Genomic DNA, 24,045 nt, shown 5'->3' with positions numbered 1-24,045 from the left:
AGGGGCCGCGGCGGGGTGCCATCAGGGGGTCAGGGTAATTCACTCCGGCGCCAGCTCCAAGAGCCGGGCGGCCCTACCGGAACATTACTGACCGGGCTTGTAGATCTGGTCGAACACGCCACCATCGGCGAAGTGCGCCTTCTGGGCCACCGGCCAGCCGCCGAACTTGGTGATGTCGAACAGCTTCACCTTGGGGAAACGGTCGGCATATTTCTGGGCCAGCTGCGGCAGGCGGGGGCGATAGTAATGCTTGGCCGCCAGTTCCTGACCCTCCGGCGTGTAGAGATAGGTCAGGTAGGCCTCGGCCACCTTGCGCGTACCCTTGCGGTCGACATTCTTGTCCAGAACGGCCACCGGCGGTTCCGCCAGGATGGAAACCGACGGGACCACGATCTCCAGCTTGTCGGCACCCAGCTCGTTGATGGCCAGGAACGCCTCATTCTCCCAGGCCAGCAGCACGTCGCCGATACCGCGCTGGACGAAGGTGGTGGTAGAGCCGCGGGCACCGGTATCCAGGACCGGCACATTCTTGAACAGCTTACCCACAAAATCCTTGGCGGCTTCCTGGCTGCCACCGTTCTTATCGGCGGCATAACCCCAGGCAGCCAGGTAATTCCAACGCGCACCGCCCGAGGTCTTGGGGTTCGGCGTGATCACCTGGATGCCGGGCTTGATCAGGTCATCCCAATCCTTGATGCCCTTGGGGTTGCCCTTGCGGACCAGGAACACGATGGTGCTGGTATAGGGCGTGGAATTGTAGGGCAGCTTGGCCTGCCATTCCTTGGACAGCAGGTCGGTGTTCTCCGCGATGGCGTCGATATCGGACGCCAGTGCCAGGGTCACGACATCCGCGTCCAGACCGTCGATGACGGAGCGGGCCTGCTTGCCGGAACCGCCATGCGAAGCCTTGATCTCGATCTCCTCGCCCGTCGTGGCCTTCCAGTGCTTGGCGAAGGCGTCGTTGAACTCCTTATAGAGTTCACGCGTCGGGTCGTAGGAGACGTTCAGGATCTGCCCGCTGCCCCACACGGGCGACACGGCGAGCGTGGCCAGGGCGGCGGTGGTGACGGCAACCCGCTTGAACCATTTCATCGTGGAAACTCCCTCTTTTCTAAAGGCGGCTGCCACGAAGCTGGTTCGTGGCGCTTTAGCGTTTGGTGACGCGGCGCAAGCTGCGCGATCAAATTGCCGCGGCCGAAGGGGTAATCCCTATCGGCAATATGGACTTTGTACCCACCCGATTTGACTGTCAATAAGAATTTACCACGCCAAATGCATGTTGTTTATAAATCAACAGCACATTTTTCCTGGAAAAATATGTGAAATCAAAAATATCCAATAATTTCAGTGCTATGGTAATTTATCTCAAAGTCGATCCGCCCCATCCTAGGGCCACATGCAGCTGTCATTCAGCCCAACATGCATGAATTGGCGGCATGCGCCGCCCGCCGGGATTTCCCACCCGGACGTCATTTTACATGAATGTATCGGAAAATAGAGTGCTGGGCAACAGGGAGGATGGGTTACCCCTTCCCTGTTCAACCGCCGCGCTGCCAGACCTTGCTGATCAGGAAGTTCTTGGCCAGGAACTGGTAGGTGCGCTTCAGCCGGGATTCGGTCTCCGGCTCCTTGTCGATATCGTGGCCGTCCCACATATCGATCATCTCATCCCAGACCATCAGCATAGTGTGCAACTCGTCACGCATGCGGCGGATGAAGGCGACCTGCGCGTCGAAGGTGCGCAGCATGGCCATCACTTCCGATGTCTGGGCATCCACCTGTTCGAAGATATCATCGAAATTGGCGACGGGCGTCTTGGCCAGCGCCTGCATGCGCGAGACATCGGACACGATCTGCCCGTCGCCCTTGAAGCTGCGCTTGGCCTGGGACAGCTTGGCCATGATCTTCTGCACATGACCATACCGGTCGCGCAGCGCCTCAATATAAGACAGCTCGCGCGCTAGATAGTCTACCTTGTCGACCATCTCCTGCTTGCGCTCCTCCGGCAGGCCGAACTGCTTGGCCAACTTGGAGAAAGCTTCCTGCGCCCGGCTCTTGGTCAGCGGGTCGTCGACGATCTGTTCAAGTTTGTAGCGGTCGGTGATCGCCTCTTCCCGGCCGGTGATCCAGGACACCAGCTGCAGGGTCAGGCGGCCACGCGCAATGGTCAGGTGGCGTTCATCCACCCGCCAGGAGGCCGAACCATCCAGCAGCTCGCGCGGGATGCTGTCGCCGGGCCTGATCTCCTTGACGTATTTCAGGCCCTTCTCGACGATGGACAGCAGGCGTGCATCGTCGCTCTTATCCTCGATCTGGAAACTCTCGCGCAGGGTGCGGAAGGGAATCTTGCCCCAGACCTCACCCAGATGGACGTTGAAGACGGCGTCGTTATTGTCCTTGGACAGGGCGAAATAGCCGCCGGGCAGCTGGAAAACCTTGCTGGTGAACATGAAATGGGTGCTGGTATCACCCTTCTGTTCACCGGTTTCCTTGCCTTGTGCTTCTGTCACGCTCTTCTCAGACACTGCCACCATCTCCGGGCGGTCCGTTTCCACGGTCCGCAACGATTGAAGCCATGGATCATGGAAATGACCCATGGAGGCCGGCGACTGCCAGCCCACACCTCATGGCGCGGAAGCCAAGGGTGCGGACGCGCCCGCCCGGCGCGTGAGGGAACACGATAGAACTGCCAGTATAGCCGCCCCGTCCCTTTATACGACAAGGACCATATCATCCTGAGGATAGGTTGACGAACCTTATATGGACGCTTGCGATAAAGAGACATGAAATGGACAGACAGTCGTAACCTTTACCGGTACCAACCGTTCAGTCATTCATCATCTTGGCGCTCTTGATGGCGTCGCGCAGCAGCACGCCCTTGCGCAGGATATTGTCCACGATACGGCCCTGGACCAGCTGGATTCCGGCCTTTTCCGCGAACATCAGCCCGGAAACGGAGCCGCAGCGGGCCAGGATGAAGCGACAATTGCTCTGCGCCCGCACCTTTTCGGCGAACACCTCGTACTCATGGTCCGACATCATGTCCATCTCGTCGGTCCAGAAAATCTTGGCATAGTCGCAGGCCATATATTCCAGGTCCATGTGCGTGACCCAGAAATCGTTCAGCCCGTCGATGCAGATCTGGTAACCCTTGGAGGAGGCGAAATCGACCACTTCCTTGTAGGTATCGATATTCTCCACCAGATCGGCCTTGTTGATCTCCAGGATGACATTGCCGCGCAGGTCGGCCGTCAACCGCTCATCGAACTTCACGAAAGCCGCCGACATGATGGTCGACAGGTTCAGGTTCAGGCCGATGCGGCGGCCGCGCAGGAAATCCACGCCGTAATTCAGTGCCTTCAGCACCGAATTATCCAGGTTGGCCGTGAAATAGCTGAACAGCCACTTGTTGGCGGTGATGTCGTAATTGGGCGACAGCCGTTCTTCAAGCGCCTTGATGGCGATATAGAGCTCGAAATATTCGAACTGGTTCTGCTCGCCATTGGTGATGTCGACGACCGGCTGGTTCAGCATAAAGGGCGACAGGTCGAACATCTGCACGGCACGTTCGATCTTACCCAGTTCCTCCAGCGTGATCGGTGGCTTCGTCTCCGCCTTGGCGGCGTCCGCGTTGCTTTCCCGCGCCAGCCCCTCGATGAAGCGGATGACATTCACGAAGTTCAGCGACAATTCCATGATGGAATAGAGGCTGTCTTCCCCATAGGGATTGCGCTTCACCATGGAGGTGCGCGACAGCATCAGCTTTTCGATCTTGGAACAGACGTCGGAGATCAGAGAGAACTTGATGCCCTTGTACAGGACGATGACGTCGTCATTGGACAGCGAGAAAAGCTGGAGATAGGCCGACTGGTCCGCCGTCTCCTGCATCGCCCGCTTGATGGAGATCAGGTCGAGCTGGCTCTTGTCCTTCAGCAGCGACATATGCAGATGGATCAGGCGCAGCCCCTGGACCTCGCGCTTGGCGCTTTGCAGCAGCGTCAGCAGCTTCTGGTCGTCATATTCGGGCTTTTCATTCATCGAATTCGCAGACGAACGCTCGCCCGGCTTCACCCGGACCCAGTCGCGTTTCGGTGCATTCGGTTGGCGATTCATGAAGCTGCCCTTGCGCCCTTCCGTTGGAGAACCGGTTCCAGCCGGTCTCCGCCCATACGATGGTGCGCTTGCCCGTGCCTTTTACCGGACTTTATACCCCAAAGGCATAGGTTCGACTATCCACCATCGGACAAGTATACAAAATTTTATCTATTGCTCCTACCGCCATTTTCCAACCGATCCTTTTGGACCGCAAGATGACCCGTCGCATATATGCGCAAAGGCCAGCGTCCGGCGTGCATCGGTTTGATTTGGCGGGAAAATCAAACGGGGTGGCTGGGGCGCCAGGATTCGAACCTGGGAATGGCGGTACCAAAAACCGCTGCCTTACCGCTTGGCGACGCCCCAACACCGGCCCGTTCACGGGCGGCGCGCACCATAGTCAGTTTGACCTCCCGGTGCAATAGGCTCTCGCGGCCGCTACTGCGCCCGCCTGCGGCGCCTTGGGACTGGCGAACACAAGCGATCATGTTAGTGTGCGCCAGCCCCCTTCCCGTCGGAAAGACCGGCCCGGTGCCGGAAATATCGAGAATGCCGAAGAAAGCCGTACCCCGCGTCCTCTGCCGATTCGCCCTTGCCCTGCTGCTGCCCCTGGCGGGAATGGCGGTGCCCGTCGGGGCCCAGGGTACCGAGCCGAAGAAGCCCGCGGTGCAGAAGCCGGTGAAGCCGTCGGTGAAGAAGCCCATGGCCAGCAAGCCCGCGGCACCCGCCAAGCCGCGGCGCAAGGGTACGGCCGCCACCGCGGGTGCCGCCGCGGCCGCGGGCGGTGCGGCCGCCCTGGCAGCGGGCACTCAGGTGCCGCCAGCCCTACCCGCCAATGCCACCCCGGAACTGAAGGCGATGGAGGAGAAAGCCAAGGCCGGCGATGTCGAATCGCAGATGGGGCTGGCCGACAACCTGACCTCCACCACGCCGACCAGCCAGCAGGACATGCGCCGTGCGCTCTACTGGTACGGGCGCGCGGCGGCGCAGGGCGACGCGGATGCCTGCTGGACGCTGGCTGAACTGTTCCGCGGCGATCTGGGCCTTCCCGACGATATGGCGGAGGCGGCGGGCTGGTACCGCAAGGGTGCCGAACTGGGCCATGCCGAAGCCGCCTTCGACCTGGGCCTGCTCTATACCGAGGGCTATGGGGTGGAACGCGATACGGGCGAAGCCGCACGCTGGTTCCAGCAGGCGGCCGATGCAGGCGTGGCCCGCGCGCTCTATATGCTGGGCACGCTCTATGAACAGGGCGTGGATGGCGCACCCGACCTGGAGGCGGCGCGTGCCTGGTACCGGCAGGCGGCCGATGCAGGCGACACCGGCGGCAGCCAGGCCCTGCGCCGGCTGGAAACGGGCGGGCGCAATGTGGAGGTGGCCAGCGGCCCGCCGGCCGGCATGCTGGGCGGCCCGCCGGGCAGCGCCACCATCCGCCGCTCCACGGCGTCCGGAACCCTGCCCGACAATGACGCGGACGAGGGCGAGGATGACGATGCCGCCGCCCCCGCAGCACCCAAGCGTCCCACCATCATCAGCGCCGGTGCCGCCGGCAACCGGCCCGTGCCCGTGGACCAGGCCGGCGTGCGCGAGATCCAGACCAGGCTGGTCAAGCTGGGCTTCCACAAGGGCAAGGCCGACGGCTTCCTGGGCAAGCGCACGGTGGCCGCCATCCGCGCCTATCAGAAATCGGTGGGCTTGCCCGTCGATGGCAAACCCACCCAGGCCCTGCTGCGCCGGATGCGGCAGGGGTAGGGTGATTGCGGGTACCGCAAACCACTCCGGCGGCGCCCGGCGCCTGAGGGAACAAAAAAAGACTCAATACCGGGGCTGGGCCAAACCCTCTTGCTCAAACGCGCGAGCAACGGCCGGTAGCGCCGCCGTACGGGCGGCATGGGCGCCCAGGTTGGGCAGGGTGCGCGGTGGTCGGCCGGCGAAGTTGCGGCCCCAGCGCACCATCAGCAGCAGCATGAAATCCACCACACCCGGCTTGTCGCCGGACAACCATTCCCGACCCTCCAGCGCCTTTTCGATCACGTCGAACAGGTCGTTCAGCCGTGCCTCCGCCGCCTGCTTGGCGCTGTCGGCATGGGCGGGGTCGGCCACCTGCCGTTCCGGGTAGTAATAGGCGACGTACGCCGCCTGCACGGAATTGGTCAGGTGGATCAGCCATTGATAGGCCAGCCCGCGTTCCATGGTACCGATGGGCGGCAGCAGCCCGGCGTCGGGATGCCGGTCGGCCAGATGCAGCAGGATGGCCACCGTTTCGAAGATCGGCTGGTCACCATCCACCAGGGTCGGCACGCGGCCCGTGGGGTTCAGGCGCAGATAGTCCGGCGTCTGGTGCTCACCGGCGCGCGGGTCGATGCGGACCATCCGATAGGGGGCGCCGATGGCTTCCAGCGCCATGTGCGGGGCCAGGTTGGCCATGCCGGGATTGCCATAAAGAATGTACATCGCCGGATCGTTCCTTCATTGAATAGGCGGACGGCACCTTATTTACGGTGCTTTGGCGCCCGCGTCTGCGCCAAGATGCGGACGGTTTCGGACGGGAGCGGCATGGCAAAGGGCGGACGGTGGAACGCGCGGCGGATTTTGCTGGTCACGGGCCTGACCGCGGCCGGGCTGTTCGGCTTCTCCATTCTCTGGGTACTGGCCTATGCCGTCCTGCCGGTGCCGGCCACACCGCTGATGGCCATCCGCGCCCTGGACGGGGCCGGCTGGCGCCATGAATGGCGGTCGATGGAACGGATCAGCCCGCATCTGGCCCGCGCCGTCATCGCGGCGGAGGACAGCCGTTTCTGCGACCATATGGGCGTGGACCTGGACGCCGTGGAAAAGGCCATGCAGCGCAACCAGACCAGCACCCGTGTGCGCGGCGGCAGCACGATCAGCCAGCAGGTGGCGAAGAACGCCTTTCTCTGGCCCGACCGGTCCTGGCTGCGCAAGGGGGTGGAACTGTGGTTCACCCTGCTGGTGGAAACCATCTGGTCCAAGCGCCGCATCCTGGAGGTCTATCTCAACATCGTCGAATGGGCCCCCGGTGCCTATGGGGCCGAAGCCGCATCACGCTTCTGGTTCAACAAGGGGGCTGCCGACCTGTCGGCGCGGGAGGCGGCCCTGCTGGCCGCCATCCTGCCCAGCCCGCAGAAATGGAAGGCCAATCCGCCCGGCCGCTATGTCGCATCCCGCGCCGGAGTGTTGCAGCAGCGCATGGAGATCGTGCGGCGCGACGCGCTGGATGCCTGCGTGAAGTGAAGGATCAAAGCGGCTGGATGCGCGCGGCCAGCCATTGGCCCAGCCGGTCACGCTCCGCCCCAGAAAGATCGTAGAAGGCCACGCCCAGCCCGCCATGGCGACGCCAGGCCACCACAGCGTCGCCCGCGATGTCGATCCCGTCCAACGACAGGACGAAGCTGAACCGGTCCTGCGGGTTCAGCAGACCGCGATAGCCCACGACGCACATGCCCGCTCCGTTCACCTCCGTCACGGCCAGGGCCTGCTCATTGACCAGGGCCGAGACGCCATCCAGCGGCGGATAGGCCTGCGGCCGGCGGCGGAACAGCCGCGTCAGCCAGCGACGCAGCGGAGGCATTGCCGCCATGGGCCGCTGGATGGTGCTGGTCTGGGCGGTCGCGGTCATGGCGTCGGCCTGTCGGGACTTTCGGGGAACTTCTGCAGAATCGCACGGATTCCAGGCACTTGCAAAGCGGTGCCAATGGTCACACACCAAAGAAGTAGGGTTCTGCCCCCACCCCTGGCGATTTGACTAGGCCGCGCCCCTGTCCCACAGTAGCGCCCCTGACGCCGTCCGGAGAGTTTCCATGCCCGACGCCCTGCCCATCGCCGACTTGGCCGACCGCGTGCGCGGTGGCGACCGGCGTGCGCTGGCCCAGGCCATCACCCTGGTGGAAAGCACCCGCCCCGACCATCGCGAACGGGCCGAGGCGCTGCTGGCCGCCCTGCTGCCGCACACGGGCCAGGGCGTGCGTGTGGGCATTTCCGGTGTGCCGGGCGTTGGCAAGTCCACCTTCATCGAGGCTTTCGGCCTGCATGTCATCGGCCAGCGGCACAAGGTTGCGGTGCTGGCCATCGACCCGACCAGCCAGCGCACCGGCGGTTCCATCCTGGGCGACAAGACGCGGATGGAGATGCTGACCCGCGACACCCGCGCCTTCATCCGCCCCTCGCCCGCCGGTGCCACCCTGGGCGGCGTGGCACGGCGTACGCGCGAGGCCATGCTGCTGGTGGAAGCCGCCGGCTTCGACGTGGTGATCGTGGAAACGGTGGGGGTGGGCCAGTCGGAAACGGCGGTGTCCGACATGGTGGACCTGTTCCTGCTGCTGCTGCCGCCGGCCGGCGGGGACGAACTGCAGGGCATCAAGAAGGGCATCGTGGAGTTGGCCGACATGATCGTTGTCAACAAGGCCGACGGCGATCTGGCCAATGCCGCCCGCCATGCCGAAGCGGAATATCGCCACGCTCTGTCCCTGCTGCGTCCGGCCAATGCGGAATGGCGGGTGCCGGTCCTGTCCTGTTCGGCCCTGCATAACCGCGGCATCGACGCGATCTGGAACCGGATCGGCGACTACCGCCGCATCCTGGGCGGCGACGGGTCCATCACAAGGCGCCGGGCCGATCAGGCCCAGGCCTGGATGTGGAACGAGATCCGCGAAAGCCTGATCGCCGCCTTCCAGGCCGATCCGGCCGTGCGGGCCGAACTGGCGGGGCTGGAACAGGCAGCCGCCAGCAGCAGTGTCACGCCGGGGGCGGCGGCGCGCCGGTTGCTGGAGCTGTTCCGCCGGGCAGGTCCCTGATCTCGATCCGGATATCCACCTTGTCGGCGATGACCAGCCCAGCAAGGCCCGGCCGCATGCCGAATTCGCTGCGCTTCACGCTGGTGGTGGCCGTGGCCATGTGATCACCGAGCGCCACCATCAGCACCACGGGCCGGGTCACACCGCGCAGGGTCAGGTCGCCCTCCACCCTGCCGGCATGCGGACCAGTGCGCACAGCGTGGCGGCTGATGAAATGCATGGTCGGATAGCGGTCGGTCCAGAAGAAATCCTCCCCTGCCAGATCGCGGTCACGTCCGGGACTACCGGTATCGACGCTGCCCGTGCCGATGGTGACGTCGATGGCGCCCAGCTCGTCGGCTTCCGGATCGAAGCTGTAGCTGCCGGTGATGTCGTTGAAGCGGCCCGACGCCTTGGCCACCAGCATATAGCGGATGGAAAAGCCCACACCGACATTGTCCGGCGTCACCATATGCGGTGCCGGCATCGCCTGTGCGGGTTGCCAGATAAACAGGAAAGCCAGGAAAAATGCGGCCAGACGGGACATGGATCACCCCTGACGTGACCCAACCCGGCTGAACCGGGTGCCGGGTCGTATCATCACCGGGGATTGGGGCGGGATTATGGGTTAACCCGCCCGCACCTTGGCCACGAATTGCGCCACCTGGCGGTTCAGCGCGTCGCTCTCACCGACCAAGTCGTTGGCGGCACTCAGCACGTCGCCGGCCATGCTGCCCGTCTCGGCGGCGGCGCGTGTCACCTCGCCGATGGTGGAACTGACATTCTGGGTACCGGTGGCGGCCTGGGCCACGGAATTGGCGATCTCCCGCGTTGCCGCCCCCTGTTCCTCCACCGCCGCGGCGATGGTGGCGACGATGCCGCTGATCTTGTCGATGGTTCCGCCGACGCCGCGGATGGCATCGGCCGCGTTGCCGGCCGCCAGCTGCATAGAGGAAATCTGGTTGCCGATCTCCTCCGTGGCCTTGGCCGTCTGGGTGGCCAGCAGTTTCACCTCCGACGCCACCACGGCGAAGCCCTTGCCGGCATCACCGGCCCGTGCCGCCTCGATCGTGGCGTTCAGCGCCAACAGGTTGGTCTGGCTGGCGATATCGCCGATCAAGCGCACGATCTCCCCGATACGCTGGGCGGCGTCGACCAGCCCGGCCACGGTGTGGTTGGACCGTTCAGCCTCCGCCACCGCATCGGTGGCGATGGTCGCGCTTTCGGCCACACGGCGGGAGATTTCGTTGATCGAGGCGGTCAGTTCCTCCGCCGCCGCGGCCACGGTGTTCACATTCTCCGCCGCCTGTTCGGCGGCGCTGGCCACGGCTTCGGACTGGCGGTTGGTCTCGTCCGCCACGCTGTTCAGGCCCTGGGCCGTACCGCGCATGCGGTCGGCGGCCCCGCCTACGGCGCTGACCACGGCATTCATGCTGCTTTCGAAATCATCGGCCAGACGCACCATGGTCTGGCGCTTCTGCGCCTCCACCCGGTCCTCCATCGCCGCCTGTTCGTCGCGCATCCGCTCCGCCTCGCGCATGCCCTTCTGGAACACGGCCAGCGCGCGGGCGGTGGACCCGATCTCATCCTTGCGGTCGCCACCCGACACGGTGACCGACAGGTCGCCATCGGCCAGCCTTGTCATGGTGCGCACGATGCGGCGCAGCGGCCAGGAAATGCCGGCCATGCCCATGGCGATGCCCAGCGCCAACACGATGGCCGTGCCCGACAGGCCGACGATCAGCGTCACGGCCAGCGCCCGGTCGAACCGGTCCTGGGCGGCCGCCTTGCCGGCATCCAGCTTGGCCTGCACGTCACCCGTCGTGACCTCCAGCCCATCCAGCGCATCGGTCAGCTTGATGTCGAACCGGTCGACCAGGACGGCGGCGGCCTGAGAGCCCTTTCCATCCAGCGCCAGCAGGCGGGCTTGCTCCACAATCTCCAGCATGCGGTGGACATCGTCGCGGATCTTGTCGATGTCGGCCTTGCGCTCCGGCAGGATCTTTTCCACCCGTTCCAGATGGCCGGACAACTCGTCACGCTTCAGTGCGATCTCGTCCTTCATGCTGTCCAGGATGAAACTATCGGTCTCCGCCACCATCGTATAGCCCAGGCGACCCAGATCGGTCGCCGTCTCCCGGGCATTCAGGATGGCCTTGGACCGTTCCGACCGGTCCAGCATGCCCCGGTATTCATCGCCCACGGCCTCCATCTGCGACAGGGCATAGAGCGAGGTGCCGATGGTCAGCACCCCCATCAGCAGCAATGGCAGGACAAGCTTCCACACGATGGGAAGATTCTTAAGCGCACGCATGTTCCCTCCCACAATTTTCTTTGGTCACCCACCCTGAACAGGCTTGGGGTGCCTTTATCTTTTTCTTGCACTCTACCGGTCTTTCGACAGTCAAGCCAAGGGGCCACCTGTGGGACATGGCGCTTTTCCTGTGTTTTCCAAGGGATGTGACAAGTCCGTGACGCTTCTCTCCCTGTCCTGTCCTTGCTCTTTCAGACTGTATATTTGAATGGCTTTTTAGATATCGTGATTAATTATTAGGCGATCTGAAGTGATATAAGTTGATTGTCACGGTTGAATCCATCGACGGTCAAGAATTTTCCCGATCCTGGCAAATGCAGTCATGAAAATTTAAGATCGTCGTCGGCATTTTCGCCCACCTTACGTGAACGTCACGTAAGCATGTCGTCTGCGTAAGCCGCTCTGTTTGACATGCGGACACATCATAATAGGCATGAAAAAAGGGGCACCACCATGGGTGACGCCCCTCGTATCGACCAAAGTTGAGGAACGTTTCGTGTTCCTCAAGCGCCGGCGCCGCATCCGTGTCTTGGCTTACGCGCGACGAGGCGCGCGGCGGCGGTCGCCGCCGAAGCGATTTCGGCGAACCGGAAACCGCTTTACCCGCGCAGGGAAGCCCCCGTCGCCTTGCTCACCGCGGCCACGACCTTGGCCGCCACGGCTTCGATCTCCACATCTGTCAGGGTCTTGTCGACCGGCTGCAGCGTCACCGACAGGGCAATGGACTTGAAGCCGGGCTCCACGCCCTTGCCCTCATATACATCGAACAGGCTGACATCGCTGATCAGGGCCTTGTCCGCACCCTTGGCGGCCTTCACCAGCTTGTCGCTGTCCGTGTCGCTGGCCACCAGGAAGGCGAAGTCGCGATCCACGGGCTGGAACGGCGACAGGGCCAGCAGCGGCTTGGCCGTGCCGCCCTTCTTCTTGGGCGCCGGCACCACATCCAGGAACAGTTCGAACGCCACCACCGGGCCGGACACATCCAGCGCCTCCAACAGGGCCGGGTGCAGCTCACCGAAGCGGCCCAGTACCGTCGGGCCCAGGCGCAAGCTCCCGGAGCGGCCCGGATGGTACCAGCGCGGCGCATCGCGGGTGACCTGCAGGTTGGCGGTCGGCGCACCGGCGGCTTCCAGAATGGCCAGCGCATCGCCCTTGGCGTCGAACGCATCCACCGGACGCTCGCCCTTGGCCCAGTTGCGCGGCACGGCAGCGCCGGCACGCACGCCGGCCACCACCAGATCCTGGCCCTTCTCCGACCCGTCGCGGAAGGCGGGGCCGACCTCGAACAGGCCGATATCCTGGAAGCCCTTGGCGGCATTGCGGCCGGCGGCCGGCACCAGGGTGCCCAGCAGGCTGGGCCGCATCACCGCCAGATCGGCGCTGATCGGGTTCAGCAGACGCAACTCGTCCTTGTCGCCATCGAACAGGGCGGCGACCTTCGGGTCCACGAAGGACCAGGTGACGGCCTCCAGCAGCCCACGGTCGGCGGCGGCACGCCGGGCATTCGAACGGCGGCGCTGTTCGGCGGTCAGGGCCGGGGCGGGCGTGCCCACCTCGCGCGGCAGCGGCGTGGCCGGGATCTTGTCGAACCCGTTGACGCGCAGCACCTCCTCCACCAGATCGGCCTCACCCTCCACGTCGCGACGCCAGGACGGCACGTCGGCCGCCAGCACCCCATCATCGCGACGGGTCACATCGAAGCCCAGGACGGTCAGGATGCGCACCTGCTCATCCACCGCCACATCCACACCACCCAGATGGGCAACGCGGGCCGGGCGCAGGGTCAGGCTGCGCTGCCAGGCGGGCTCCGCACCCGACAGGCTAATGCCACCGGCACTGCCGCCGCACAGCTCCAGGATCAACGCGGTGGCCAATTCCACCTTCTCGGCGATGTTGGCCGGGTCCACCCCGCGTTCGAACCGGTAGCGGGCATCGCTGTCCAGCTGGAGCGCGCGGCCGGCCTCGGCGATGCGCACCGGCTCGAACGTCGCGACTTCCAGCACCACGTCCGTGGTGTCTGCCGTGACGCCCGTCGTCTCTCCGCCCATGACACCGGCCATTGAGATCATGTGCGCATCGTCATAGATGCCGATCAGGCCGGCCGGCGTGGAATATTCCTTGCCGTTCAGGGCCAGCAGCGTGTCGCCCTCTGCCGTCGGCTTCAAGGTGATGCCGCCGGTCAGCTTGGCGGCGTCGAACACATGCAGCGGCCGGCACAGGTCCAGGCTGAAATAATTGGTGACGTCGACCAGGGCGCTGATCGGGCGCAGCCCCACGGCCAGCAGCCGATCGGCCAGCCATTTCGGGCTGGGGCCGTTCTTCACGCCACGGATGACGCGGAAGGCGATCTGCGGGCAGCCGGGATGGGAAAGATCGACCTTCAACGGATTGTCGAAGGCGGGCGCCACCGGCGTCACGGCCAGCGGCTTCAGCGTGCCCAGGCCGGCAGCCGCCAGATCACGCGCCACGCCGCGCACACCGGCGCAATCGACACGGTCGGGCGTCAGCGCGATCTCGATCACCGGGTCGGACAGGCCACGCCAGTCGGCGAAGCTGCCGCCCAGCGGCGCGTCGTCGGGCAACTCGATGATGCCGTTATGTTCGTCCGACAGCAGCAGTTCCCGTTCGGAGCACATCATGCCGCAGCTTTCCACCCCGCGGATGGTGCCGATGGACAGCGTGTCGCCCGATACCGGGATCACCGTACCTGGAGAGGCGAACACCACCTTGATGCCGGCGCGCGCGTTGGGCGCGCCACACACCACCTGCACCGGCTCCCCCGCCCCGGTATCGACCATGCACAGGCGCAGCTTGTCGGCATTGGGATGCTTCTCCGCCGACACGACATGGGCGATGCGGAAGGCGGCCAAGGCCGCCCCACGGTCCTCGACCCCCTCGACCTCCAGCCCCAAGGCCGTCAGCGTATCGGTGATCCGGTCCAGCGTGGCATCGGTGTCGAGATGGGTCTTCAGCCAGGAAAGGGTGAACTTCATGGGAGATGGTCCTGATGGCAAACATCCCTGTCCACCGGGGAACCGGCGGACAGTGGGGGTGATATCGCAAAGGGGTGTAACACGGGCCAAGGGCCGCAGGTAAGGCCGACCTGACGCCATGACGGCCCCGGCAACCCTGATCCGCCATTGCCGCAGGGATGGGCCCGGGGCCGCGCGGGATCAGCCACCCAGGGCGCGCATCAACCATTCGCGGATATACTGGGCCAGCCGGGGGGTCAGCGGCCCGGTGATCGACCGGTGCTCCGGCGCCATATGGGCCATCGGGTCGCCATTGCGGCGGAAGACATAATGGTCGAACACCCCACGCCACACCTCCTGGCGTTCCGGCGGCATCTCCCCGATGGCCATGATGGCATGGACCAGCGCCTGGAAGGGTGATCCGGCCCAGGGCTTGACATCGGTCCACCAGTAATTCACCAGCGCATTGAACGGGCCGGTGGACACGACATTGTGCCACCACATGCTGGGGATATAGATCGCATCCCCCGGCCCCAGATCGGCGACCAACGCGGTGTCCAGCGCCTGGCGGAAGCGGGGATAGCGGGTGAAATCCGGATTGGCCAGGTCGACCATGCTGGTCGGCTGCCCCGCCATCGTGTAATCCAGCGGCCCGACATAGAGGTTGGGCAGCTGTTCCGGCGGAAACAGGGTGAAGCGGCGCTGGCCGGCGACGACACAGGCGATATTGTCCGACTGGTCGTAATGGGTCGAAACCACGGCGGAATTGCCCAGCCAGATGCGGGCACCCGTCGACCTGGTAATCAGGTCCAGAACATTGTCCCGCCCGAAATCCGGCAGGTTCACATCGGTGGGCACCGACCCCGTATAGAATACGGGCGGGTCGGGATGGTCCAGATGGGCCAACAGCCGGTCAATGGCCACCGTCAGCGTCTCCTGGTGCCGGTCGAAATTGAAGCCGCGCATATCGTCGCGATAGAAGAAGCGCCCCTTGATGGCGGGCGGGCCGATCATGCTTTCCGCCCCCTCACCGCGATCGAAGCTTTTCAGGTAATGGGCCAGCGCCTGGGGGGAGGTACGCCCCTCGCGCACCACCGGCCAATGGGCGACGACAGCACGCAGCACGGCCGGCCGGTAGCGGGGCTGGATTTCCGTTTGGAACCGCACGGCATCGACGCCGTGATACTCGTCCAGGCTGCCCGCCATCACCCTCTCCCGATCGCACCCGTCTCCTGCCCCGCGGCAGAATGCAGCCGCACGGTGCGTCTGGCAAGGTCCACTCAGCGTGCCTGCCGCCGGCCCCCCATCTCCTTGGCCATGTCGGTCAGCTTCTCCAGGGCGGCGGCCGTGGTTTCCCTTGGCAACTGCTCGATCCGGGCACCCTCGGGCGTGATGATGATCAGGGCGACCGGGATGATGCCGCCACCCCCGCCGCCGCCCACCGGTTCCCCGAACAGCGATCCGCCGCCGCTGCCCACGCCGAAGGTGGTGATGGTGACGGGGATGATGGTGACATCACCGACCGTGACGGGCGCGCCCAGCACGCCCTTGCCCAGCAGCTCCTCGAACGCCGTCATGGTGGCGGTCATCATCAGCTGCGCCGGATCGGCGAAGAAGGGCGCGAACAGCGGATTGGCGGACAGAACGGCCGGCAGCATGACTTGATCGCCCTCTTGGTTGAATAAGTTAAATGTTATGCCATTTTTATCATTTCGCAAGCGCGAAGGCGCGGAATGGACTGGCGATCAACCGGAAAGGCCAGTGAGCAAAGGATGGAGAGTAACGGCGAAGGGGTTCACCACCGTGACGCCACCCCAGGTGAAGCCATCCTGGTAATCCTCCGACAGCAGCATCCTGCATCCATGCTCAGAAGCCGCCGCCAGGATAATGGCGTCCCAAAACTGCAATTGATGATCGACGACCAGATCGGTGGCCCGGACCAGCACCACGTCGCTGGTTGGGGCGGCGCGGCCCAGGTCCCGATATTGCGGAACCCTGTCGCGTGCATCGGTGGCGCTCAGGCGTTTCTTCGATACCAACACCCGGAACAGTTCGCCCAGGCACTGCACCGGAATGGTGATGGCGCCTGCCGGCAACGCAGCCAGGGCACGGCGCGCCAGGGCGGGTTTGTGCTGGTCGGCCTCGCTGTCCGCGAAGCCCTCCGCATAGACCAGGATATTGGTGTCGATGGCGACACGCATGATCAGTCGTAAAGCTCGTCGCGCGTCCAGGGATCGCCCACCACGACGGGCTGCTGTTCCAGTCGGCGCAACAGTGCCGCCTTGGCACGCTCCGCCGCCCCATCATCCTCACCATTGGTGGGAACGATGCGGGCGACGGGGGCGCCATGGGCCGTCACCAAGAACCGGGCACCATCCTGTCGCACATCACGCAGGATATGCGAGAACCGGCGGTTGGCTTCCGCCGCCGTGACGGCGCGTTCCTCTTTCCGGGGCATGTCCGTAGCCATGCTGGCACCAGCCCATCAATAGTAGTGAATGTCACTACATTGATGGTGATCCGCCAGCTTGGCAAGTGCTTACCGCGACAGGCCCTGGGCCAGATTCGGCTGGTCCAGCGGCACGAAGCCGTAATGGCGCAGCCAACGCAGGTCGGCGTCGAAGAAGGAGCGCAGGTCGGGGATGCCATATTTCAGCATCGCCACGCGCTCGATCCCCATGCCGAAGGCGAAGCCCTGATACTTGGTGCTGTCGATGCCGCAATTCTCCAGCACCTTGGGATGGACCATGCCCGACCCCATGATCTCCAGCCAGTCGCCATGGTTGCCCAGCTTCAGTTCCCCGCCCTTGCGCGAGCAGCCGATATCCACCTCGGCCGACGGCTCGGTGAAGGGGAAGAAGCTGGGGCGGAACCGGATGGGCAGATCATCGATCTGGAAGAAGGCGCGGCAGAATTCCAGGATGCAGCCCTTCAGGTGCCCCATATGGATATCCTCGCCGATCACCAGCCCCTCGATCTGATGGAAGACCGGCGTGTGGGTCTGGTCATAGTCGGAACGATAGGTGCGGCCGGGCGCGATGATGCGGATCGGCGGCTTGTCCTTCAGCATGGTGCGGATCTGCACCGGGCTGGTGTGGGTGCGCAGCACGCGCGCCGCGCCCTCCGCTGAGGGCGGCAGGTAGAACGTGTCGTGCATCTGCCGGGCGGGATGCTCCGGCGGGATGTTGAGTGCGGTGAAATTGTTGAAGTCTGTCTCGATATCCGGACCTTCGGCGACCGTGAAACCCATGGCGGCGAAGATCGCCACCATCTCGTCCACCGTCTGGCTGATCGGGTGGATGCGGCCCTGGGTTTCGGGGCGCGCCGACAGGGTGACGTCGATGCGCTCCGCCGACAGGCGGCGGTCCAACTCGATGGCCTTCAGTTCCGTGCGGCGGCCCTCGATGGCACCTTCCAGGGCGGTCTTCACGGCGTTCAGTGCCGCACCACGGGCCTTGCGCTCGTCCGGCGACAGGCTGCGCATGTCGCCCATCAGGGCGGTGATGGAGCCCTTCTTGCCCAGCACGGAAACCCGCACCTCTTCCAGGGCGGCACTGTCGGCGGCAGACGCGATGGTGGCCAGCGTTTCGGCCTGCAGATTATCGAGCGTGTCCATGATGAGTCCGGTCAGGCAAGGGCAGGGGCGGGAGCGCCCGGTTGGAATTCTTCAAGCGGCAGCACAAGGGCAGCCCAAGGCGGTGGCGGGTCGAGTGCGCGGATCTTGGCGACCAGCTTCTTGTCCGCCGTTACTAGTCGCGTACCTTGTTCACGGGCCAATGCGACATAGAAAAGGTCGTAGGCGGGATGTTTCAAAGCGCCGGCCATGGCGAGCGCCTCAGCGGCGAGATCGCGGCTGGAAACCGCTTTGGGGTTGGCGGCAAGGACAAAGTCTAGGGCGTTGGCAGCTTCTGGTGCGGTCATTTCACCGCGCACCACCCGCATGGCCAGCAAATTCGCGATTTCAGCAAAGGCAAGATCGGGAACCATGACATCATATCCACGCAAGCCTAGCGCCAGGTCGGACCCCGGCTCCGGCAATATCCACTTGGCAATGACGCTGGCGTCGACGACGAGCTTCATCGTTCATCCCGCATCTGCCGAAGCAGTTCCTCGGAAGGCACCTGGATACGACCAGCCAGACTGGTTCGGAATGCATCCATGCGGGCGAACAGTTCCTCGCGATTCATTGCCTGGGTTTGCACGCCATCGGCCAGCAAGGCTGCCGCCTCTTCCTCAACGGTGCGTCCAGACCGCAGGGCGAGGTCGCGCAGCCTCTGCAACAGGCTATCGTCAAGATTGCGGATGGTCAGCGATCCCATGGCGTCCTCCGGGCGTTGCCGGTAGCGATAATAACACAGACGGCATGCACATAAGCAAAAGGGGGAGCGGGCCTGCCGGCCTGCTCCCCCTTCAACTTGCAACCGTTCTGAAATCCGTTACCGGAAATCAGGCGGCCTTGAGAGCAGCCTGGGCCTGATCGCACAGGCTCTTGAAGCTCTCCGGCTCGCGGGCGGCGATGTCGGACAGGACCTTGCGGTCCAGCTCGATACCGGCGCGCTTCAGGCCGTGGATCAGGGTGCTGTACTTCAGCCCGTGCAGACGCGCACCGGCGTTGATACGCTGAATCCACAGGCCGCGGAAATCGCGCTTCTTGTTGCGACGATCGCGATAGGCGTAACGAAGCGCCTTCTCGACCTTCTCGATCGCAACACGATAGCAGGTGGAACCGCGACCGCGATAGCCCTTGGCGAGCTTCAGGATCTTCTTGTGACGGGCGTGAGTGGTGACGCCCCGCTTAACGCGTGCCATAGGTCAGTCCTCTCACTTAACCCGCAGGAAATTCTCGGCGATCTTCTCGCCATCGGCCTTGAACATAACGAACGTGCCACGCGCGTTACGCTTCATCTTCAGGGGGCGCTTGCTCATGCCGTGGCGCTTGCCGGCGGCCTGGGCCTTCACCTTGCCCGAAGCGGTGAACTTAAACCGCTTCTTGGCGCCCGAATGGTTCTTCAACTTGGGCATTTTCGGTCCTTCTTCACATGTGGACGGTGGGCATGCCCCGGGCTTCTCGCCCGGCCGCGCCGTCCGATGGAGCGGGTGCTTATAGAGGAGGCAGCTCTCCTTGGCAAGAAGCCTAGGTAAGCGGACTCCACATAGGCACCCGGCGATTCGTGCCAATGGTCATTACCCATGACCGTTGGAGGCCGGCGACCGCCGGCCCGGCGCTCATGCGCCGCAAGCCAAGCCGCCGGATGGCCGCGCCCGGCGCCTGAGGGGACGCTTAATCTTCAAACGGGTCCTTCATCAGGATCGTGTCGTCGCGTTCCGGGCTGGTCGACAGCAGCGTCACCGGTGCTTCGATCAGTTCCTCGATGCGGCGCACATATTTGATGGCGGCGGCGGGAAGCTGGGCCCAGGAGCGCGCACCCTGGGTGCTGTCGCCCCAGCCCTCGAAGCTCTCATAGATCGGCTCCACCTCGGCCTGGGCGGTCTGGCCGGCCGGCAGGTGGTAAATGGTCTCGCCCTTCAGCTTATAGCCGGTGCAGACCTTCAGCTCGTCGAACCCGTCCAGCACGTCCAGCTTGGTCAGCGCGATGCCGGTGATGCCGCCGGTCTTGATGGCCTGACGGACCATGACGGCATCGAACCAGCCGCAGCGGCGCTTGCGGCCGGTGACCGTGCCGAACTCATGCCCGCGCACGCCGATCTTCTCACCGATCTCGTCCAGCAGCTCCGTCGGGAACGGGCCGGAACCGACGCGGGTGGTGTAGGCCTTGGTGATGCCCAGCACATTGCCAACGGCACCCGGCCCCATGCCGGAACCCGCAGCGGCGTTGCCGGCCACGGTGTTCGACGAGGTGACGAACGGGTAGGTGCCGTGATCCACGTCCAGCATGGCGCCTTGGGCACCTTCGAACAGGATGCGCTTGCCCTGGCGACGGGCCTCGTCCAGACGCTTCCAGACGACGGCGCTGTAGGGCAGCAGCTTGGGCGCCACCTCGCGCAGCTGGCCCAGCACCTCGTCCTTGCTCAACTCCTCCGCACCCAGGCCGCGCAGCAGGGCATTGTGGTGGAACAGCAGCTGCTCCACCTTGTGCTCCAGCACCGCCTCGTCGGCCAGATCACAGACGCGGATGGCGCGGCGGGCCACCTTGTCCTCGTATGCCGGGCCGATGCCGCGGCCGGTGGTGCCGATCTTGTTGACGCCGCGCGCTTCCTCGCGCGCCTTGTCGACGGCGCTGTGCAGCGGCAGGATCAGGGCACAGTTCTCCGCCACCAGCAGGGTTTCCGGGGTGATCTCCACGCCCTTCTCCTGGATGGCCGCGATCTCCTTCAACAGCGCCCAGGGATCGACAACGACGCCATTGCCGATCACCGACAGCTTGCCGGGGCGCACGACGCCCGACGGCAGCAGCGACAGCTTGTAGACGACACCGTTGATCACCAGCGTATGGCCGGCATTGTGGCCGCCCTGGAAGCGGACCACCACGTCGGCGCGGCTGGACAGCCAGTCGACGATCTTGCCCTTGCCCTCGTCGCCCCACTGGGACCCGACGACCGCCACATTGGCCATGATATTCCTCGCTTCGTTCGGACGTTCAGGGGCATGGCCGCCAGGACCCGCCCCACCTCATCAGGTTGATTTCGAAATGGTCAGACGGGCTGTGGCCCGTCCGCCGTCAATACATGTGAACAGGACAGGCGCTTCGCCTCCGCCACCAGATCTTCGACCGGCTCCATGGACGCCGCCGTGTGCCAGCCCTGGGCGCGCAGCGCCTGCGCCTCGGCATAGTCGGTGCCCAGCGGCAGCAGCACCCGCCTTGTCGGCGAAGGTCCCGGCAAGGCCCGCAGCACCGTATCGGTATAAAGCGTGAAACCCGTCGCCGGTTCCCCCACGGGATCGGCCCCGCCGGTGCGATAGCGCCCGCCACGCCCCAGCTCGCCCCGTACGCCGCGGGCGAAGATGGTGAAACTGACGCCCGTCTGATACTCGAACCCGCGCATTTCCACGGGATCAATGGTGACGGACAGGTTCGGGTCCGCCTTCTCGATCAGGCGGACGACGGCGGTCAGCTCGTCGCGCGCCGCCTGCGCCACGTCGGGCAGGTCGATGGCGGCCAGCCGCTGCACCGCCGCCGGGGCCGGGCCGCTGGCATTCAGGATGGAAAGGAACAGCGGCGCATGCGCGCCCGCCGCCTCGGCCAGCGCCGCGGCGTCGCGATGATCCAGGGCCGCGCGCAGGCGGGCATAATCATCGTCGGACAGCGACAGGGCCCGGGCAACGGCCGGCACCAGGGTCGGCACGGTCAGGTCGATGGAGATACCGCGCGCGCCGACGGAAGCCAGGGCCGACGCGGCCAGCAGGATGATCTCGGCATCGGCCTCGGCCCGGTCGGGGCCGATCAGTTCCACGCCGACCTGCCCGAACTGGCGTTCCTGGCGAAGGCTGCTGCCCTTCACGCGCAGCACCTGACCGGCATAGGACAGGCGCAGCGGGCGCGGCGCCTTGCGCAGGCGGGTGGTGGCGATGCGGGCCACCTGCGGCGTCATGTCGGAGCGCACGCCCATCATCCGCTGCGACACCGGGTCCATGATGCGGAAGGTCTGGTTGGCCAGGGTCGCGGCGGACCCGGACAACAGCCCCTCCTCGAACTCCACCAGCGGCGGTTTCACCCGCTCATAGCCATGGCGGTGGAATTCCTTCAGCAGCCGGCCGGTCACCTGCGCCTCATGCTCCGCATCCGGCGGCAGCAGGTCACGCAGTCCGGTGGGCAGCAGCGCCTTGGCCGCCAGGGCCTTGGTGGGCGTATCGGTCATGAGGGGGGCTTACCGATGGTGAGTGCCGTCAAGCGAAGGGAGGAACCCCAACACCGGTAACCGGTCTTAGCCCAGGGGACCCTTTCACGCAAATGCAAAGACCCCGCTTAAGGGCGCGGGCTGCCTTGCGCGGGCGGGGATCACCCCTTGGCGGCCAGGGCCAGCTGCAGGGCCAGCCCGTCGGTGGCCAGTACGGTCAGGATCTCCAGCCCCAGCAGGCCCGCCGCCACCGCACCGGGGCAAGCCAGGGCCGCACGGATAGCGAACCAGCTGTAATAAAGGCTCCAGACCAACAGCCCCAGGCCGATGCCCGTGGCCACCGCGTCGGGCGATTGTAGCGCCACCACCAGGGCCAGCAGCCCGGCGGCACTGCTGACCACGCTGCACCAGACATAGGTGGACAGGAACAGCGGGAAACGGTCACCGCGCCCCGTGTTCTGCAGGATCAGCGACACGGCCAGCAGGTAGCCTGTCATCTGCATCGCCGATACGGCAGCCGACAGCAGCAGATAGCCCGTCACCTCCACCCCGTCCCGCAGCAGCAGCAGGTCGGACACGGCACCGGCCAGCAGCAACGGCACCAGCAGGATCAGGTTGCGCCACGCCGCCGCCGGCGACGGGTCGATCAGGCCGATGCCGCGCACATCCAGAGCCGCCAGACGGATGGCGCCCAGCAGCCCGCTCACGAAGCCGCCTTGCCGAAATAATCGGCCAGCACCCGGTCATAGATGGCGGCCAGGGTGCGGATATCGGCGACATCCACATGCTCGTCGACCTTGTGCATGGTCTGGCCGACCAGGCCGAATTCCACCACCGGACAGAAATTCTTGATGAAGCGGGCATCCGACGTGCCGCCCGACGTGGACAGTTCCGGCGTGCGCCCCGTCACCGCCGTCACCGCCCCCGCCACCGTGGCGACCAGGGCACCAGGCGGGGTCAGGAACGCCTCCCCCGACACGGCCATCTTCAGGTCCCAGGCTCCGCCCACCTCCTCCAGCACGTCGTTTATATGGGCCTCCAGGCTCTTGGGCGTGTGCAGATCGTTGAAGCGGATATTGAACTTCGCTGTGCCCTTGGCGGGAATGACGTTGCTGGCCGGATTGCCGACATCGATGGTGGTGATGGCCAGGGTGCTGGGTTGGAAATGCGCCGTGCCCTCGTCCAGCGGGCTGTCGGCCAGCATCGACAGGGCCCTGGTCAGGCGCGGCAGCGGATTGTCGGCCAGATGCGGATAAGCGACATGGCCCTGCGCGCCATAGGCGGTCAGCGTGGCGGTGACCGACCCGCGCCGACCGATCTTCATCATGTCGCCCAGGACATGCGGATTGGTCGGTTCCCCCACCAGGCAGGCGTCGATCACCTCTCCGTTGGCCCGCATCCAGTCCAGCACCTTGCGGGTGCCATTGATGCTGGGCCCCTCCTCATCCCCGGTGATCAGCAGGGAGATGGAACCGTCCGGTAAACCGTTACGGTTTAGGAATGAACTGATTGCGGACGTGAAGGCGGCGATGGCACCCTTCATGTCCGATGTGCCGCGACCGTAAAGCTTCCCGTTGATGATTTCGGCACCGAAAGGATTTGTCGTCCAGGCGGCACCGTCGCCTACCGGCACCACATCCGTATGGCCGGCGAAGCAGAAATTCGGCGCCGCTGTGCCCAGGCGGGCATAGAGATTATCGACCGGGTCGGTCCCCGCCTCCTCGAACACCAGGCGGCGGCAGGTGAAGCCCATGCCTTCCAGTACCGTTTGCAGCACGCCCAGCGCACCGGCATCGGCCGGGGTGACGCTGGGGCAACGGATCAGGTCCTGGGTCAGGGCGACGGGATCGATGCTCATGGAACGCTCTGTACGGGGATGATGCATCCTTACTAGCAGATGCACCCCGCCGCCGTCCCGTCGAATGGCGGGACCCAGGGTCATGGCGCGGGCATCCCGACACCAGCCATGACCGGAAATGCCTTGGCACATATTTGCCTGTTTTTTGGGCAAACAGGACAGGGGTGCCGGAAGCCGGCCGCGACTCCGGCCGCGCCCACAGACTTATCCACAGAT

Annotated in this window: 24 protein-coding genes and 1 tRNA gene; 3 read left to right on the top strand and 22 right to left on the bottom strand. The window is 64.9% G+C overall.

Going from position 1 to position 24,045, the window contains the following annotated elements:
- Window positions 1–84: 84 nt before the first annotated feature.
- The 4 genes from ACM9HJ_RS20310 to ACM9HJ_RS20295 all read right to left on the bottom strand — a co-directional run bounded on the left by ACM9HJ_RS20310 (window position 85) and on the right by ACM9HJ_RS20295 (window position 4,461).
- Complete coding sequence (locus tag ACM9HJ_RS20310) at window positions 85–1,092, bottom strand: sulfate ABC transporter substrate-binding protein (RefSeq protein WP_416573585.1); 1,008 nt, start codon at window positions 1,090–1,092, stop codon at window positions 85–87.
- A gap of 446 nt (window positions 1,093–1,538) precedes the next feature.
- Window positions 1,539–2,525 carry a hypothetical protein gene (locus ACM9HJ_RS20305; protein ID WP_416573584.1) on the bottom strand — a complete coding sequence of 329 codons (987 nt, stop codon included), beginning with the start codon at window positions 2,523–2,525 and terminating at the stop codon, window positions 1,539–1,541.
- 301 nt (window positions 2,526–2,826) lie between these two features.
- The gene (locus tag ACM9HJ_RS20300) at window positions 2,827–4,113 is read right to left on the bottom strand and encodes a hypothetical protein (RefSeq protein ID WP_416573583.1); all 1,287 of its coding nucleotides are present in this window, start codon (window positions 4,111–4,113) and stop codon (window positions 2,827–2,829) included.
- Between the two features lie 273 nt (window positions 4,114–4,386).
- Window positions 4,387–4,461, bottom strand: a tRNA-Gln gene (locus ACM9HJ_RS20295).
- Between the two features lie 183 nt (window positions 4,462–4,644).
- Here ACM9HJ_RS20295 and ACM9HJ_RS20290 point away from each other — a divergent pair.
- Window positions 4,645–5,847, top strand: coding sequence for a peptidoglycan-binding protein (locus tag ACM9HJ_RS20290; RefSeq protein WP_416573582.1), 1,203 nt, complete (start codon window positions 4,645–4,647; stop codon window positions 5,845–5,847).
- Between the two features lie 63 nt (window positions 5,848–5,910).
- Here the strand turns inward: ACM9HJ_RS20290 and ACM9HJ_RS20285 are convergent, their stop codons facing one another.
- Window positions 5,911–6,549 carry a glutathione S-transferase family protein gene (locus tag ACM9HJ_RS20285; RefSeq protein WP_416573581.1) on the bottom strand — a complete coding sequence of 213 codons (639 nt, stop codon included), beginning with the start codon at window positions 6,547–6,549 and terminating at the stop codon, window positions 5,911–5,913.
- A 102-nt stretch (window positions 6,550–6,651) separates the two neighbouring features.
- Here ACM9HJ_RS20285 and mtgA point away from each other — a divergent pair, with 102 nt between their 5' ends.
- On the top strand, window positions 6,652–7,350 hold the full coding sequence (mtgA, locus tag ACM9HJ_RS20280) for a monofunctional biosynthetic peptidoglycan transglycosylase (protein WP_416573580.1): 699 nt from the start codon (window positions 6,652–6,654) through the stop codon (window positions 7,348–7,350).
- 4 nt (window positions 7,351–7,354) lie between these two features.
- On the opposite strand, the gene ACM9HJ_RS20275 is transcribed toward mtgA, so the two are convergent.
- Window positions 7,355–7,735, bottom strand: a complete 381-nt coding sequence (locus tag ACM9HJ_RS20275) for a hypothetical protein (protein WP_416573579.1) — start codon at window positions 7,733–7,735, stop codon at window positions 7,355–7,357.
- 181 nt (window positions 7,736–7,916) lie between these two features.
- Between ACM9HJ_RS20275 and meaB the strand changes: the two genes are divergently transcribed.
- On the top strand, window positions 7,917–8,909 hold the full coding sequence (gene meaB, locus ACM9HJ_RS20270) for a methylmalonyl Co-A mutase-associated GTPase MeaB (RefSeq protein ID WP_416573578.1): 993 nt from the start codon (window positions 7,917–7,919) through the stop codon (window positions 8,907–8,909).
- Here the strand turns inward: meaB and ACM9HJ_RS20265 are convergent.
- From ACM9HJ_RS20265 to dapE, 16 genes are all read right to left on the bottom strand, one after another.
- Window positions 8,851–9,435, bottom strand: a complete 585-nt coding sequence (locus ACM9HJ_RS20265; protein WP_416573577.1) for a YceI family protein — start codon at window positions 9,433–9,435, stop codon at window positions 8,851–8,853. The two genes, meaB and ACM9HJ_RS20265, sit on opposite strands and share 59 nt — an antisense overlap.
- An 81-nt stretch (window positions 9,436–9,516) precedes the next feature.
- On the bottom strand, window positions 9,517–11,202 hold the full coding sequence (locus tag ACM9HJ_RS20260; RefSeq protein WP_416573576.1) for a methyl-accepting chemotaxis protein: 1,686 nt from the start codon (window positions 11,200–11,202) through the stop codon (window positions 9,517–9,519).
- 599 nt (window positions 11,203–11,801) lie between these two features.
- Window positions 11,802–14,195, bottom strand: coding sequence for a phenylalanine--tRNA ligase subunit beta (gene pheT / locus ACM9HJ_RS20255; protein WP_416573575.1), 2,394 nt, complete (start codon window positions 14,193–14,195; stop codon window positions 11,802–11,804).
- Between the two features lie 180 nt (window positions 14,196–14,375).
- Window positions 14,376–15,380, bottom strand: a complete 1,005-nt coding sequence (locus ACM9HJ_RS20250) for a cupin-like domain-containing protein (RefSeq protein ID WP_416573574.1) — start codon at window positions 15,378–15,380, stop codon at window positions 14,376–14,378.
- Between the two features lie 74 nt (window positions 15,381–15,454).
- A complete protein-coding gene (locus tag ACM9HJ_RS20245) occupies window positions 15,455–15,832 on the bottom strand; it encodes a GerW family sporulation protein (RefSeq protein ID WP_416573573.1) in 378 nt (125 codons plus the stop codon).
- A gap of 87 nt (window positions 15,833–15,919) precedes the next feature.
- Window positions 15,920–16,375, bottom strand: a complete 456-nt coding sequence (locus ACM9HJ_RS20240; protein WP_416573572.1) for a PIN domain-containing protein — start codon at window positions 16,373–16,375, stop codon at window positions 15,920–15,922.
- A gap of 2 nt (window positions 16,376–16,377) precedes the next feature.
- The gene (locus tag ACM9HJ_RS20235; protein ID WP_416573571.1) at window positions 16,378–16,632 is read right to left on the bottom strand and encodes a type II toxin-antitoxin system Phd/YefM family antitoxin; all 255 of its coding nucleotides are present in this window, start codon (window positions 16,630–16,632) and stop codon (window positions 16,378–16,380) included.
- An 81-nt stretch (window positions 16,633–16,713) separates the two neighbouring features.
- Window positions 16,714–17,790, bottom strand: coding sequence for a phenylalanine--tRNA ligase subunit alpha (pheS, locus tag ACM9HJ_RS20230; protein ID WP_416573570.1), 1,077 nt, complete (start codon window positions 17,788–17,790; stop codon window positions 16,714–16,716).
- Between the two features lie 11 nt (window positions 17,791–17,801).
- The gene (locus tag ACM9HJ_RS20225; protein ID WP_416573569.1) at window positions 17,802–18,254 is read right to left on the bottom strand and encodes a type II toxin-antitoxin system VapC family toxin; all 453 of its coding nucleotides are present in this window, start codon (window positions 18,252–18,254) and stop codon (window positions 17,802–17,804) included.
- Entirely contained in the window at window positions 18,251–18,493 is a 243-nt protein-coding gene (locus tag ACM9HJ_RS20220) for a FitA-like ribbon-helix-helix domain-containing protein (protein ID WP_416573568.1), read from the bottom strand. The genes ACM9HJ_RS20225 and ACM9HJ_RS20220 overlap by 4 nt, the downstream gene beginning before the upstream one ends.
- Window positions 18,494–18,620: 127 nt before the next feature.
- Window positions 18,621–18,983, bottom strand: a complete 363-nt coding sequence (gene rplT / locus ACM9HJ_RS20215; protein ID WP_416573567.1) for a 50S ribosomal protein L20 — start codon at window positions 18,981–18,983, stop codon at window positions 18,621–18,623.
- Window positions 18,984–18,995: 12 nt separating this feature from the next.
- On the bottom strand, window positions 18,996–19,196 hold the full coding sequence (gene rpmI, locus ACM9HJ_RS20210; RefSeq protein WP_029012316.1) for a 50S ribosomal protein L35: 201 nt from the start codon (window positions 19,194–19,196) through the stop codon (window positions 18,996–18,998).
- Between the two features lie 259 nt (window positions 19,197–19,455).
- Window positions 19,456–20,748 (bottom strand): adenylosuccinate synthase, encoded by a 1,293-nt coding sequence (locus ACM9HJ_RS20205; RefSeq protein WP_416573566.1) that lies wholly within the window; start codon window positions 20,746–20,748, stop codon window positions 19,456–19,458.
- 80 nt (window positions 20,749–20,828) lie between these two features.
- Window positions 20,829–21,992, bottom strand: coding sequence for an ATP phosphoribosyltransferase regulatory subunit (locus tag ACM9HJ_RS20200; RefSeq protein WP_416573565.1), 1,164 nt, complete (start codon window positions 21,990–21,992; stop codon window positions 20,829–20,831).
- 140 nt (window positions 21,993–22,132) lie between these two features.
- Window positions 22,133–22,678 (bottom strand): hypothetical protein, encoded by a 546-nt coding sequence (locus ACM9HJ_RS20195; RefSeq protein ID WP_416573564.1) that lies wholly within the window; start codon window positions 22,676–22,678, stop codon window positions 22,133–22,135.
- A complete protein-coding gene (dapE, locus tag ACM9HJ_RS20190; RefSeq protein WP_416573563.1) occupies window positions 22,675–23,829 on the bottom strand; it encodes a succinyl-diaminopimelate desuccinylase in 1,155 nt (384 codons plus the stop codon). The genes ACM9HJ_RS20195 and dapE overlap by 4 nt, the downstream gene beginning before the upstream one ends.
- Between the last annotated feature and the right edge of the window lie 216 nt (window positions 23,830–24,045).

The organism is Niveispirillum sp. KHB5.9, assembly GCF_048066115.1.
In the GTDB taxonomy this organism is placed as follows: Bacteria; Pseudomonadota; Alphaproteobacteria; order Azospirillales; family Azospirillaceae; genus Niveispirillum.
The sequence above is the reverse complement of the archived record's forward strand: the minus strand, read 5'-3'. Positions and strand labels throughout refer to the sequence as shown.